The sequence below is a fragment of the Aquibacillus albus genome, assembly GCF_016908325.1.
Taxonomy (GTDB): domain Bacteria; phylum Bacillota; class Bacilli; order Bacillales; family Amphibacillaceae; genus Aquibacillus_A; species Aquibacillus_A albus.
Window position 1 is genome coordinate 268,356 of the sequence record NZ_JAFBDR010000003.1, and the last position, 15,025, is coordinate 283,380.

Annotated in this window: 12 protein-coding genes; 2 read left to right on the forward strand and 10 right to left on the reverse strand. The window is 38.6% G+C overall.

Translation table 11 applies throughout. From position 1 onward, the window contains the following. The first annotated feature begins 111 nt into the window (after nt 1-111). Both JOC48_RS04580 and JOC48_RS21475 read left to right on the forward strand, forming a co-directional pair. Nucleotides 112-1,200 (forward strand): GerAB/ArcD/ProY family transporter, encoded by a 1,089-nt coding sequence (locus JOC48_RS04580; RefSeq protein WP_204497872.1) that lies wholly within the window; start codon nt 112-114, stop codon nt 1,198-1,200. A 5-nt stretch (nt 1,201-1,205) separates the two neighbouring features. Then, nucleotides 1,206-1,337, forward strand: coding sequence for a hypothetical protein (locus JOC48_RS21475; protein ID WP_275580700.1), 132 nt, complete (start codon nt 1,206-1,208; stop codon nt 1,335-1,337). Between the two features lie 64 nt (nt 1,338-1,401). On the opposite strand, the gene JOC48_RS04585 is transcribed toward JOC48_RS21475, so the two are convergent. The 10 genes from JOC48_RS04585 to JOC48_RS04630 all read right to left on the reverse strand — a co-directional run bounded on the left by JOC48_RS04585 (nt 1,402) and on the right by JOC48_RS04630 (nt 15,007). Continuing rightward, nucleotides 1,402-2,580 (reverse strand): Ger(x)C family spore germination protein, encoded by a 1,179-nt coding sequence (locus JOC48_RS04585; RefSeq protein ID WP_204497873.1) that lies wholly within the window; start codon nt 2,578-2,580, stop codon nt 1,402-1,404. Further along, complete coding sequence (locus JOC48_RS04590; protein ID WP_239584189.1) at nt 2,577-4,178, reverse strand: spore germination protein; 1,602 nt, start codon at nt 4,176-4,178, stop codon at nt 2,577-2,579. Before JOC48_RS04590 ends, JOC48_RS04585 begins: the two co-directional genes overlap by 4 nt. A 210-nt stretch (nt 4,179-4,388) precedes the next feature. Then, nucleotides 4,389-5,147: a uroporphyrinogen-III C-methyltransferase gene (gene cobA / locus JOC48_RS04595; protein ID WP_204497874.1), complete on the reverse strand. Its 759-nt coding sequence runs from the start codon at nt 5,145-5,147 to the stop codon at nt 4,389-4,391. Nucleotides 5,148-5,200: 53 nt separating this feature from the next. After that, a complete protein-coding gene (locus JOC48_RS04600) occupies nt 5,201-6,997 on the reverse strand; it encodes an SLC13 family permease (RefSeq protein WP_204497875.1) in 1,797 nt (598 codons plus the stop codon). 92 nt (nt 6,998-7,089) lie between these two features. Then, a complete protein-coding gene (cysC, locus tag JOC48_RS04605; RefSeq protein WP_204497876.1) occupies nt 7,090-7,692 on the reverse strand; it encodes an adenylyl-sulfate kinase in 603 nt (200 codons plus the stop codon). 222 nt (nt 7,693-7,914) lie between these two features. Then, nucleotides 7,915-9,078: a sulfate adenylyltransferase gene (gene sat / locus JOC48_RS04610; protein WP_204497877.1), complete on the reverse strand. Its 1,164-nt coding sequence runs from the start codon at nt 9,076-9,078 to the stop codon at nt 7,915-7,917. Between the two features lie 213 nt (nt 9,079-9,291). Beyond that, entirely contained in the window at nt 9,292-11,019 is a 1,728-nt protein-coding gene (cysI, locus tag JOC48_RS04615) for an assimilatory sulfite reductase (NADPH) hemoprotein subunit (RefSeq protein ID WP_204497878.1), read from the reverse strand. Nucleotides 11,020-11,056: 37 nt separating this feature from the next. Beyond that, on the reverse strand, nt 11,057-12,892 hold the full coding sequence (locus JOC48_RS04620) for an assimilatory sulfite reductase (NADPH) flavoprotein subunit (RefSeq protein WP_204497879.1): 1,836 nt from the start codon (nt 12,890-12,892) through the stop codon (nt 11,057-11,059). 107 nt (nt 12,893-12,999) lie between these two features. Next, a complete protein-coding gene (locus JOC48_RS04625; protein ID WP_239584190.1) occupies nt 13,000-13,713 on the reverse strand; it encodes a phosphoadenylyl-sulfate reductase in 714 nt (237 codons plus the stop codon). Nucleotides 13,714-13,903: 190 nt separating this feature from the next. Beyond that, nucleotides 13,904-15,007, reverse strand: coding sequence for a 5-methyltetrahydropteroyltriglutamate--homocysteine S-methyltransferase (locus JOC48_RS04630; protein WP_204497880.1), 1,104 nt, complete (start codon nt 15,005-15,007; stop codon nt 13,904-13,906). Nucleotides 15,008-15,025: the final 18 nt, after the last annotated feature.

The following is a 15,025-nucleotide window of genomic DNA, read 5'->3' on the forward strand; positions in this document are numbered from 1 at the left end:
TTATAACTCCTTACAATAGTGGAGAAAATGTTAAGTGGGTGGGTAAAGAATTTTTAACCGTTAGATATCGGATTGAAAAGTCCCCTATCCTCCCAAAGGAGAAATGATGCCATGATTCGAATATCAAGCATACAATTATTTTCACTCATATTAGCCTTTGAGGTCGGCAGTACAACCTTATTTGCCTTAGGTATAGGGGCAAAGCAAGATGCATGGATTGTCATTCTGCTCGCATTTCTTGTTGGTTTATGCCTATTAGTGGTTTATACGCAAATCGCTAAATATTACCCGAATAAAAACTTTGCTGAGATATTAAATGATGCACTAGGGTCAAAAGTAGCCAAACCATTACTTTTTCTTTTTGCTTTATATTTCTTAAGTGTTGCAACGCACAATTTTTATGAATTTGGTGCACTGATTAATATGACGGCATTACCTAGAACTCCATTATTAGTTATTTTATATTTGTTTATTTTTGTCGTCATTTATATCCTTAGTCTAGGGTTTGAAGTTCTTGCACGAACAGCAGAAATTTTAGTCCCTTATTTACTGCTGTTCTTAATAGCTACTTATATAATTATGGTTTTATCCGGTAACTTTGATCTTGGTCATCTACTACCTGTTTTAGGTGATGGAATTAAACCTCTTTTAAGAGAGGTTCATACAGTAATTGCATTTCCATTCGGAGAAATGGTTTTGTTTCTCATGTTTTGGCACTACGTTCGAGAACAACAAGCCATTCGTAAGGTAGCAGTTCTTTCTGTTAGTGTATCTACACTTCTACTTATCACTTCTTTAATCGTAATTATTTCTGTTTTAGGACCAGAATTAGCTGCAAATACAGAAATCCCTTTGTTAGAAACCTTAATTTCCGTAAATATTGCTAATATTATTACAAACTTAGATAGCATTGGTGTTTTTATTATATTTATTGGTGGTTTTTTTAAAACTGCTTTACATTTTTTTGGGTCCTGCTTAGCAATAAAGTGGATACTCCAAGTTAAAAATCACACATGGATTGTCTCTCTTCTTGGTCTTCTTTTACCATTGATTTCTGTTTTACGATTTAATGGATTGGACGACCAAAGATGGAAAGGGTTAGAGGGGGTTATTTACAGTATTTTACTCTTTTCTTTTCTTCCCGTTTTATTACTATTGCTTATTATAATAAAAAGAAAAATCTCTTCGAAAGGAGATTGAGATTGTTGAACGATTTTGTATCAGTTTTAAAAGCAGATCCTTTGTTAGCTTTTTTGTTAATCGGCGGTAGTCTCTATGCATTAATTCTTTTATTGATGATTATCTTTTACTTATTTAAGCTACTGTTAAATCGTTAACATCGAATATAAATATGTAAAAGTCCGCTACAATAGATAGCGGACTTTTGCATCCAACCTATTTTTATTCCTGAGGCTTAAACGGACCCTGTATTAATCCAGATCCTACTAAATCAACATTCACATTGAGAGTATATTCAACTTCTACAAATTTATCAGACCAATTTTCCTTATATTTATCCCATTCCTTTGGATATTTCTTATTTAATGCTCTCCCAAATCCAAAAATATCGGATTCTAAATCCTGCTGCGCTTTATCTACAACCATTTTTATTTCCTTTTCGATTTCTTTTTCCGCTTCTTTTTCTATTTTCTTTAAATAATCTGTAACTTCTTTTCGACTCTTAAATTCACCAGTTGCCTCTTGCCCAGTCACACGTGCTTTCTGATCTACTTGAATAGTGAAAGTTGGTTGATCCCCATTGTCAATTTGTGGTTTAATTTCAGCATGTAATTCCTGCATTAAAATAGTTACATATTTGTCTTCCTCTAATAAAGACGGAAGAATTAAGGCACCTCTATTTCCAAATTCTCCTTCTGCTGTTACCCAGTTATAGCCTCTTGTTTCTGTTTGGTTTAAAAAACCTACTAGTTTGTCTTCTTTAAATACTGCACCACCAGAAAGTTTTACAAGTTCAGGAGGTGCCTTTTCTTCGTTATTTACTATTCGAGTTAATACCCCAGCTACCGGATCAATCCCTGCTCCCAAAACTTTTTTGTAATAATTGAGAACATCTGTAAAAGCAGCATTATGCTCTGCATTCTCAATTAACGCATGTACAAAATCAGCCGGAATACGCGAAATATTATTTGCTTTTGTTTCGATAATACTTTTCGAACTCGAACCTTTTGCAATGGTAAGCCACACATAGCCACGGACTTCCTTTCCACGTTGAAACGCATCGATAACTGGAATCAACCCTTCTTTAGCTATCTCCTCACTAATAACAATGACTTTATTATGAGCAAAAAAACTCTTCCGATCGATTGTTTCGTTCGCTTTGCGCATCACCTCTGAAATTGTTTTACCAGTTGTAGATACCATTAAATATGGCCGATCAGGAGTTGGAGTTTGTGTGCTCTCTGCCGCAGGTCTTAAATACTGTGATGTAAGAATATATTCACCTGTTTCAGGATCCATATCAATAGCCATTGCTGCAACAATTCCCACTTCCGTTAATTCTCTTCTATCCCAACAACCGGTTAATAGAATAAGTGAGAGAACAATGATCCATACCTTCAATTTTGTCTCTCTCCTTTAGGACTCCTTGGTTTATTTTGATTACCCTGTCTTCTTGATTCTTGCCAATTCACTGTTTGAGGCCTTGATTTCAAGAACCATAATGGCATGCGAATAATCGCATCTTTCCACTCACTAAAAAATATCGGGCCTACTGGAGTTAAATATGGAGTTCCAAAGGAACGTAACGAGCATAAATGGCCAATTAATATCAATGTTCCCATCAACAAACCGTAAAACCCAAAGCCTCCAGCTAAAAATAACAGAAAAAATCTTGATAAAATAACTGCATCATTTAAAGCAGTCACAACAAAACCTGTTATCGCTGTAAGAGATACTACAATTACCATTGGTGCACTGACTAAACCAGCTGAAACTGCGGCCTCTCCAATGACCAACGCTCCAACAATACTAATCGCCGAACCTACTGGACGTGGCATTCGAACACCAGCTTCTCTTAATAACTCGAAAGTGATGACCATTAGCAATGCCTCTATGAAAACAGGAAAGGGCACTTTTTCCTCTGCTGCTGCCATGGTTGTAAGTAGTAATGCTGGAACCATTTCATGATGATAGGATGAAAGAGAGATAAAAACTGCTGGTGTAGATATCGTTAAAAACAGCGCAAGTATTCGGAATAGTCTCATTAACGATGCTAAGTATGGTCGCGAATAATAATCCTCTGGCACTTGTAGCGTTTCAATAAATAGATGTGGTACTGTTAAAACAAAAGGGGTACCATCACAAAAAATGGCAATCCTTCCCTCTAAAATTTTAGCGGCCACTTTGTCAGGTTTTTCACTATTTCCAATGGTAGGGAAGATTGAATATGGATGATCTTCAATAAATTGTTCAATGTATCCTGATTCCAAAATCATATCTGTATCAATGCGTTGCAATCGATTCTTCACTTCCTCAATAATTTTTGAATCTGCAAGACCATCCAAATATCCAATTCGTATCGTAGTTTTCGTTTGTTTTCCTATCTTCATATCCTCAAACACTAAATTGGCATTATTTATTTTTCTGCGGACTAACGAAGTGTTTACTTTTAACACTTCATTAAAGCCTTCCCGTGACCCTCTAACATTCGCTTCCGTTTCAGGTTCTTCTACATTTCTTGATTCAAAACCCTGTGTGCTTAAAAGAAGTGCTGACTTAAAGCCATCAATAAAAACAGCCGTTTCTCCAACTATTACACCATTAATTACTTCGTCCATTGTTTGAACTTCTGCCATACCAGAAGAGCTTAATCCTCTATTTTTCACAATGGTTAGTAAATTATTAGCAGGTAAACTTTTCGTCTCATGTAAAAAATTAGGCTCCATTAACGATTTCATAATATGTAAATTAATATAGTCTTCGTTTACTAATCCTTCAATAAAACAAATAGAAGCTTTGACCGGTTTAGCGTTATAAATCTCAAATTCTCTAAATTGCAAATCAGAACTATTTTTAAACGTTTGTTGTATTGTTTTTAGATTGGATTCTAATTTTTTCTCGATTTTCTGACTATTTTTGTGATTATTGACCTTACTTTGCTTAGACCCATTTTGAGAGGAAGAAAATAATAACTTGTTTTTGTTGAAAAATCTCATCATACGTAACACCTACCTCCTCTTTCAAAAATGACTTTTTTGTATTATCTGTAACATTAACCAAAACATACTCCTAGAGGAATAAAGATTTTTGTATAAACCGGGTGATTTTAAATAGTGACAGACAAATTAAACAGAGCTACCATAATCAATGATAGCTCTGTAATGATACATAACCTTCTTCATTTCGGCAAAATACGACTGGCACCAGTCCTACACCATCTCAATTGCAGCCAAGCCACGTTCTTCAAACCATTGGAGCTGTTCTCTTAGCCGAACAACTTCACCAATAACAATCATCGATGGGTTTTCCACTTCATGTAATCGATCTGTTATCGTTCCTAATGTTGCTGTTATTGTTTTTTGATGATCTGTTGTTCCCCATTGAATGATACCGATTGGCATATCGGGACTCATTCCACTTTCCAATAACCGTTCACAAATACTCGGGAAACGTTTGATTCCCATATAAATGCAAAGGGTTTCCACACTGCTTGAAAGATTTTGCCAGTACTCTGGTGTATCTTTTTCCGGGTTATATCCAGAAATGAAGGTCACTGACGAGCTTATTTTACGATGGGTCAGTGGAATGCCAGCATAAGCAGGTGCAGCAGACCCGGATGTAATACCAGGTACAATTTCAAAAGGGATTCCATGCGAACGTAATACCTCTGCCTCTTCGCCGCCCCTTCCAAAGATGAATGGGTCGCCACCCTTCAATCGAACAACCACTTTATCTTGGTCCGCATAAGTGCACAGTAACTCATTAATTTGTTCTTGTCGGATTAGATGATTGCCAGGACTTTTCCCACAATAGATAAGCTCAGCTTTTTCAGGTGCATATGCCAGTAATTCTTCATTGACTAACCGATCATATAAAATCACATCTGCTTGTTCGATTGCCTTTAAACCCTTAATAGTCAGTAAGTCTGGATCACCAGGCCCTGCCCCTACAATATACACTTTCCCCAACGTTCATCCCTCCATCTTTCTGTTTCGACAAAATTCAGGTGGTGACAGCACCATTACATCCATATCCAATTCACCATCACAACGGTTGTAAGCATGACTATGCAGCTTAATGGGAGTCCTACTTTTAGGTAGTCGATAAATTTGTAACCACCTGGGCCATAGACTACTAAGTTTGTTTGATAGCCAATCGGAGATAAAAAGCTGGCGGAAGCGCCAATTGTTATTAAAATGACAAATGCCATTGGGTCTTCTCCTAACCTGTTTGCAGCTTCTATTGCTATCGGAAACATTAGAACTGCGCCGGCATTATTTGTAATCATTTCAGTTAAAGTTATCGTGCAAAGGTATAACAAGACTAAAACACCTATCCCGCCAAATGGAGCGGATAAAAGCAGTAACTGATCTGCCAACCATTCGGCTGCTCCGGTCTTAAATAGTGCCTGCCCGACACCAAAAGCACTTGCGATTAATAACAAAACATGAAATTGCACATGGCGTTTCGCTTCATCTGCTGTAATAATTTTAAATAAAAGATAAACAACTACTGTTATCGTCATTGCTTTAAACATCGAAAGTAAATCAATACTTACGAAAATGATCATCAATGCTAATGTCAAAACAGAGAACCATGCCTTTTTCCTATCCATCTTATTTAACAACGGATGATTATTTACTGGTGTAACTACATAAAAATCATTCGATTGTTCAGATCTTTCTTCAAAGTCTGGGCCCGCTAATAATAACAGTGTATCCCCAGGCTTTAAAACAATATCGCCAATTTTACTTTCTATTCGTTCATTATTTCGATGAACTGCTACTACACCAGCATCATATTTTGCTCGAAACTGGGAATCTCTTATCCGCTTGTAGAGTAGTGATGACTGATGTGAAATGACTACTTCGACTAATTGTCCATTGCCATTCCTTAGTGTTTCTAGCGTGTTGTTTGTACCAGTTTTTAATGTTAATCCCTTTCTGTCTTGAACCTCGGCAATTTTTGAAAGAACACCTGTAAAAATCAACTGGTCGTTTGCTTTTATTTTTGTAGAATGTTTGACCGGATAAATTTTCTCGCCATTCCGAATAATGGCAATCAAATATACGCCTTCTAACCCTCGAAGTCCTGCTTCTTCCACAGTTTTGTTGACTAATGGATTATCTAAATATGGATAATTTTCTTCAACGATCATTTCTGTTAAGTATTCTCTACTTTTCTTAGAAGCTATTTCCCCATACGTTTTATAATTAGGAAGCAACTTATAGCCAAAGGTAACGAGATAGATAAGACCTAATACACTAGCTGGCAAACTAACTGCAGCTAAAGTAAACAAGGAATAGCCTTCCATTCCTCTTTCTATCATTAATCCATGAACAACAAGATTCGTAGACGTACCAATCAACGTCAATATTCCACCCAAAATCGAAGCATAGGAAAGGGGGATTAAAAACTTTGATGGTGAAATGTTGTTTTCTTCACTCCATTTTCGAATAATCGGTGTTAACGTCACAACAATCGGTGTATTGTTTAGAAAAGCAGACGCACCAGTAATTGGCACTAAAAGTTTAATCAAGGAATACCTTTCCGATTTACTTTTTCCCAATAAGTAAGTGATTGCATATTCTACAACACCACTTTTCTGAATCGCCCCAGCTATAATAAATAGCAAGGCGACCGTCAACATCCCTTCATTGGAAAAACCAGCGACAGCTTCTTTTGGTGTTAAGATACCTGTAACGAACAGACTTGTTAGTGCAACAAATACAATCATATCGGGACGAGCAACTTCTTTAATGAGACAAACCATCATAATAATTACTACGATAAAAGTAAACAACATTTCCCAAGTCATCAAAGCCCCCCTTTCACTACCTTTTTCCTTTTAATTCAATCGATTAACTCGGAATTAAATGAGCACTTCGCTTAGGTCGAAGCCTATAGTAATTAGTCTAGATACCCTTTATCTCTTAAATAATGAACAATCGCAGAAACTGATTCTTCAACGGTTTGTTCATCGGTATTTATAGTCAACTCTGGGTTTAATGGTTCTTCATAAGGGGCGTCAATCCCAGTAAATCCTTTAATCTCGCCAGCACGAGCCTTTTTATAAAGCCCCTTTGGATCACGACCCTCACACGTTTCAACGCTTGCTTTTACAAAAATCTCAATGAACTCATCTTCATCCAATATTTGCCTAACCTTATCACGATCTTCTCTGTACGGTGAAATAAAAGCGCTCAACGTAAGTAAACCAGCATCAACCATTAGCTTTGATACTTCACCAATACGACGAATATTCTCTGTACGGTCTTCCGGACTAAAACCTAAATTGTTATTTAAACCATGACGGACATTGTCACCGTCTAATCGATAGGTATGAACACCTAATTCGTACAGCTTTTTTTCCAACTCAACAGATACAGTTGATTTTCCGGAACCAGACAGTCCAGTAAACCAAAGAACCGCACTTTTATGATTGTTCATTTGTTGTCTTTCCTGCTTCGTAACTTTTGAATCATGCCATACTATATTCGACGAATGACTCATTTTATCTCCCCCTTTACTGAAAAACTTTTTCTCTACTAGCGCGTGTTCAACAAGTCGGTATATTAAAAGCAAGCAGATCCAAGCGGTGAAGCTTCTAAGGACTGGCGTGCATCTTTCCCTACATGATGACGGAAAGAAGAACGAGCCCACGAAGAGAAGCACCACTTATTGGATGACCTTTTGAACATCCTTTATTAACTAGTGAAGGTCTGTTGTTAGCATTTATTTAATAGGTTCGTTTTCCTGCATTCCTCGAATTAACACTTCTGCAACCTCTGGACGAGAAAACTGCTTCGGTGGCTTTTCGCCATTGCGCAGCAGTTCACGCACCTTCGTACCGCTTAGATGAACATGATTGGATTTATCATGTGGACATGTTTTTGCTGTACCCATATTTTCACACTTCGTGCAGTAAAAAGCGTGTTCAAACTTAAAGATTTGAATGCCTAATTCATCTTCATATTGACTAATAAGCTCTTGAGCTTCATACGTACCATAGTAGTCACCGACACCGGCGTGGTCACGTCCGACAATAAAGTGTGTACAGCCATAGTTTTTCCGCACGATTGCATGCAAAATTGCTTCTCTCGGGCCTGCATAACGCATCGCTGCTGGATAAATGACTAGTCTTGTTCGTTCTTCAGGATAATAGTTTTTTAGAATAACTTGATAGCTTTCCATTCGAACAGCTGCTGAAATATCATCGGACTTTGTTTCACCAACAAGAGGATTTAACAGCAGGCCATCTACAGCCTCTAGTGCACTTTTTTGAATATACTCATGTGCACGATGAACTGGATTCCTTGTTTGGAAACCGACAATTGTTTTCCAGCCTAAGTCCTCGAACATTTTTCTCGTTTCACTAGGATCCATGTAAAAATCTTCAAAATCACCATGATCTGGGCGATTTAATAGAGTAATAGGACCAGCTAAATTAACATCTCCACGCTCATATAGTTTTTTGACACCAGCATGTGCTTCATCTGTTGTGCCATATACTTTTTTGGCTTCCAGTTGCTTATCATAGTTGTATGTTTCTTCTAGCTTAAGCGTTCCATAAATCTTTCCATCTTGTCCTTTTAGTGCGATACTATCTCCGATTTGAAAGTTGGCCGCCTCTGCATCTGAAACGGATAGTGTGATAGGAATGCTCCAAACCGTTCCATCTGCAAGGCGTGTGTTATGAACAACACTTTCATAATCCTTTTTCCCGATAAATCCTGAAAGGGGACTGAATCCACCAATTCCAATCAATTCTAAATCTGAAATTGCCCAATCAGATAACGTTAACGAGGTAAGCGATGCAGCCTTCTCTAAAGCCTGCTCTCTTTCACTCCCAGTTAACTCACGATTTATAAGTTTTCCTCCATGTGCATCAATTGCCATGATCATAACCTCCATTCTTTCGATTAGAAAACCTTGGCTAGTGCAAGCCTTAGGCGCAGTTGAATATCTAGTTACACTTATATTTAGCGCCTAAATTTTTTCCTGCGTCAGTAAGCTTCTTTGCTAAAATTTATGCTTTCATACTATGCAAATTCAGGTCATAACAGGCACCAAGTCCCATTCGACAAATTTCGATTGGTGCCAGGCACCACCTTACCTTGCTGGTACTTTATGGAAATCTAATCCTGATTTTACTTCTTCGACATAGCCGGCTCGGATGACATAGTCTCCGAAGTTTTCTCCTTCTTTTCGTTCTTTGGCATACTGGAACAGGATTGGCTTTAATTCGGCTAAAATTTCTTCTTCGCCAATATTTTCTCGGTACATTTTGTTTAAGCGATCTCCTTTAAAGCCTCCGCCCAAATACATGTTGTATTTTCCAGGTGCCTTCCCGATAAAGGCAATTTCTGCGAGAGCGGGACGAGCACAACCATTCGGACACCCTGTCATCCGAATCGTAATTTCCTCTTCTCGAAGACCAGCTTCATCAAGAATTCCCTCGATTTTATCTATAAGTGAAGGGAGATAACGTTCCGACTCAGCCATGGCTAGCCCACAAGTAGGAAACGCAACGCATGCCATCGAATTTCTTCGCAAGGCTGAATTTTGCTTTCCATCTGTCAGCCCGTATTCCTCTACTAGCTTTTTAATTTTAGGCTTCATGTAGTTCGTGACATTACTAATGATCACGTTCTGATTTGGGGTCAAGCGAAAATCACCAGTATGAACTTTTGCAATTTCTCGTAGCCCTGTCTTCAACTTATAATCATCTGTATCGGCAATTCTGCCATTTTGAATAAACAGAGTAAGGTGCCATTTACCATTTCCTTTCACCCATCCATAATGATCGCCATTGTGATCAAAGTGGAAATCACGAGCCTCTTCTAAATTCCATCCTAACCTGTTATTTAATTCATTAAGTATCCACTCTTTGCCTAATCGATCTACTGTGTACTTGAAACGGGCATTTTTACGGTTGGAACGGTTACCGTAATCGCGCTGAATCGTAAGAATCTTTTCGGCAACGTCCACAATTTTTTCAGCCGGGCAAAAACCAATCACCTTTCCCACTTGAGGGTAAGTACTCGTATCTCCATGCGTACTTCCCATGCCTCCACCTACTACAACATTGAAACCTATTAACTTATCGTCTTCTTGTATCGCTATAAAACCAATATCCTGCGAATAAACATCAATATCATTCGAAGGTGGTACGGCAATTCCAATTTTAAACTTACGAGGTAAATAAAGCTCACCATAAATCGGCTCGACTTCCTCTTCATTCCCACGACTATCGATTACTTTTTCATCCTCTAACCATATCTCATGATAAGCCCTTGTTTTTGGTAACAAGTGGTCACTGACTTCTTGGGCCCATTTTTGTACATCAGCATGAACATTTGATTGATCTGGGTTCACGTTACACATTACATTCCGATTGACATCTCCACATGCTGCAATCGTATCTAGCAACGACTGATTGATTTCTTGCATCGACTTTTTCATGTTCCACTTAAAAATCCCATGCATCTGAAACGTTTGTCTTGTCGTTAATTTAAGCGTGCCGTTTCCGTATTGGTTTGCAATATCATCCATTGTCAACCATTGTTGCGGTTCAGCAACTCCTCCAGGAAGACGAACACGAATCATAAATTGATAGGCGGGTTCGAGCTTCTGTTTTTTACGTTCATTTCGCAAATCTCTGTCATCCTGCATGTAACTGCCGTGAAACTTTAACAGCTTTGCATCTTCATCAGGAATGGATGCGGTAATCGGATCTGCAAAGCTTTCTACCAGTGAACCTCGGAGGTAGTTACTTTCCTCTTTAATTCTTTCCATCGCATCTGGCGGCCCTGCATCATATGGAAATTTTTTTGTCATGGTAAAACTCCTTTCCTATTAAAATATGTTTACCAAATTAATAAACATCACGTTGATAGCGCTTCTGTTTACGCATATCTGTTAGAAACGCTTCAGCTTCCTCTTGGCTCATGCCACCTTCTTTTTCAAGAATCGATAAAATCGTCGCATGAACATCCTTCGCCATATGCTTTTCATCTCCACATACATACACATGTGCTCCAGCTTCCAGCCACTGATAAAATTCTCGACTTTTTTCTAGCATACGATGTTGGACATACACCTTTTCATCTGTATCACGCGAAAACGCGACATCCATTCTTGAAAGAACCCCGTCCTTGAGCCATTGCTGCCATTCTGTTTGGTATAGAAAGTCAGTCATAAAATGCTGTTCACCGAAAAACAACCAATTATCTCCTTCCGCACCGATCTCCTCTCGTTCTTGGAGAAAAGCACGATAAGGTGCAACACCTGTTCCTGGTCCAATCATGATCACTGGTGTATCTGGATTTTCTGGAAGTCTAAAGTTTGGATTCTTCTGTACAAAAACCTTTAAGGAATCCCCAACTTCTATTCGTTCCGCACATTGACCAGAGCAGACGCCAGTTCGATCACGTCCATGCGCATGATATCTCACCGTTCCAATCGTTAGGTGGACCTCATCTTCATACGCTTTTAAACTGCTTGCTATCGAGTAAAGGCGAACAGGAATTTTCCGAAGAATATTTATAAAATCAGTTGCCGAAGCCTGCCATGGTCCGAAATCTCGAACGAAATCAATCAGGTCGCGACCTTCTATATAGGCGGTTAATGCTTCTTTATTTTCTGGTTGAATAAGTGATTTCAGCTCTTCATTGTTCGTCAACTGAGCTGCTTTCTCAAGTAACGGTTTGGTTAAAGTGGTGATTTCAAAAGTAGAGGTCAAAGCCTCTCGCAAGGAATACAAATCACCTTGTTTATTGATAGGGATGGATTCTTCTGCATTCCACCCCATTGTCTCGATCAATTCATCGACCAAATCAGGGTCATTTTCCGGATAAACACCCAAACTATCCCCTGGTTCAAATACTAAATTGGAATCCTCGAGGTCTAACTCTACATGGCGCGTTTCCTTATTCGAGCCACGTCCATTCAGATTGATATTTTCTAACACCTCTGCCCTGAATGGGTTAGACCTTGAATAACTCGGCTGGTCATCATCGACAGCCGTCTGATCTATTCCAGATGCTTGTGTACTGCTGCTACTTGCTCCTAATTTATCAAAGACCGCTTCAAACCATTCAGCTGCTGGCTCTTCAAAGTCTAAGTCGCAATCTACGCGAGGGTAAATTCGCTCTGCTCCCAATTCCTCTAGACGTTTATCAAAATCTTTCCCTGTTTGACAAAAGAATTCATAAGAGCTATCACCGAGGGCAAGCACGGAAAAACGAACACCTTCTAACTTTGGTGCTCTTTTGCTGTGAAGAAAATCATAAAAAGACAATGCGTTGTCTGGCGGATCACCATCTCCGTGAGTACTTGTTACGATTAGTAAATCCTCTACCTTCTTTAAAGCTTTTGGCTTAAAATCATCAAAACAGGATACAGTTACTTTTAACTGTTGTTGTTCTAGCTTTTGTGAAAATTCCTCCGCCAGCGCCTGCGCATTTCCAGTATCCGTACCAAAGAGAATCGTTACTTCTCGGGTTTCTACCTCCGTGTTAGCTGAAGTAGTTGGCTCTGCTTCGATTGCATCCTCTAAGGTTGTTGCTGCTGCTTCAGATTGACCCGGCTGAGGTACAGCCAAATAACCACTCAGCCAAATTTTTTGGTTTTCTGTCAGGGTCGGTAGCAGACGGTTTAGTAGTTCTACTTGTTCTTGACTAAAAGGACTGTTCATTACTTGTAATTGCAAAATTACCCACCTCCCTAAATTGGCATACCTCCATTGATGGAGGCCTTTGTTTACTTTGTATGCAGATTTTCTTTTAACATTCACGATTCATGTGCTTACGCTTATTGTTAATTTCCTGGAGTATGAAGCCCGCACTCTGTCTTCGTTGTTCCTTGCCATCTTCCAGCACGACTGTCTCCCTGTTCATCCACTGCTGATGTGCACGGAATACACCCTATACTTGGATAACCGCTATCATGCAATTCATTGTAATCCAACTCGTTTAGTCGGATATAGTCCCAAATATTATCCCATGACCAATATATCAAGGGACACACTTTAATCGACTGAAATCGATCATCCTTATTCACAAAATTGGTTTTACTCCTTAGTGGTGATTGCTCTCTTCTTAGACCTGAAATCCAAGCAGTAGCTCCTCGAAGCGCATCTTCAAGAGGCTTGATTTTTCGTAGATAACAGCATTGATCCGGTTGCCTGTTCCATAATGCAGAACCATATTGCTGCGCCTGTTCTTCTACACTTAAATTAGGTTTTTTCAAATTGATTTGTAAATCTGGGTATCTTTGTTTCACTTTTTCTATTAACTCGTATGTTTCTTGAAAATGAAGACCCGTATCTAAAAAGACGATTTTTGCATCTTTTTTTATTTTTGAAATCAAATCAATCAACACTATTCCTTCTGCTCCAAAGCTGCACGCATATACAACCGAGTCACCATATGATTGATACGCCCACTTCAATACTTCACTAGCACCTTTCGTATCATCTGTCGGCTTCCAATCCTTAAATGGATCGCCAGTAAAATTGTCATACAACAGCAAAGTGTTACCTCCCTTCTAATAATGGAAAGCAGGGTGGACTGAGCCACCCAGTAATTATTTGTACTATTTACTCCCCTTATAAATGTGAATAGGAGTACTTACCACATATTATAAAGTTACTCTCATTCTTTGTGGAATTTTACCTAATTTACTCCTATTATACTTATAGTTTTCAAATTTGTAACGCTTTTTACCAAATTTCTTTAGATAAATCTACAATAAACTTTAATTTTTCCCATTGCTGCTCTTCCGTTAACTTGTTTCCATGATGGGTAGATGCGAATCCACATTGCGGGCTTAAGCACAGCTGCTCAAGTGGTACATAGTTGGATGCTTCCTTTACTCGTGCTTTTATTTTCTCTTTATCCTCTAACTCTCCAAATTTTGATGTAACTACCCCTAATACAACTTGTGGTCCACCTTTTGGAATGTGCTGCAACGGCTTAAAATCACCTGAACGTTCGTCATCGTATTCCAAGAAAAAGCCGTTTACTTTTTCCTTTGCCAGTAATGTTGGCGCAATTAACGCATAACTTCCTTCAAACGCCCAAGTAGATTGATAGTTTCCACGGCATAAATGAGTGGTTACCTTTAAATCATCTGGCTTTCCTTCTAATACTCCGTTAACAACACGCAGTGCTAAATCAATTAAATATTCCCTAGAAAGTCCGGTATCATTAAATGGAATGTCTGGTGCAGAAAGTCCTGCGATATAAACATCGTCTAATTGCAAATAACGAACCCCTGCTTCGTAAAATGCTTGTAATGCATCACGGTAAGCCTGAATTACATCTGCAGCAAAGTCTTCAATATCTGGATAAATGGATTCATCGCGAATACCAGCATTAAATAATTGGTTCGGACTTGGAATCGTTTGTTTCGCTACCGCCCTACCATCAACGATTTGATTGAACTCGATAAAATCCTTAATAAAAGGGTGGTCTGGGTTGAATGAAATTTTTCCCGTATTGCGTACGTTATAACGCTCTGTTTCCACGCCTCCTTGGAATAAATAACCAGTATCTGGAACATATCCCTCTAATCCATTTAAATGTTCTAGAAAATCTAAATGCCACCATGTGCGACGAAATTCCCCGTCCGTTACTAAATTTAGCCCAACCTCAATTTGCTTATCAACAATTCGTTTAATTTCTTTCGTTTCAACTTCACGCAATTGAGCTGCAGTTATTTTTCCGTCTTTAAAATCCTGCCTTGCTTCGTGTAAATTGTCTGGACGTAGTAAACTCCCGACGTGATCTGCTTTAAATGGTGCTTTTGTTAATGTTACTGACATGTTATATCTCCCTCTCTT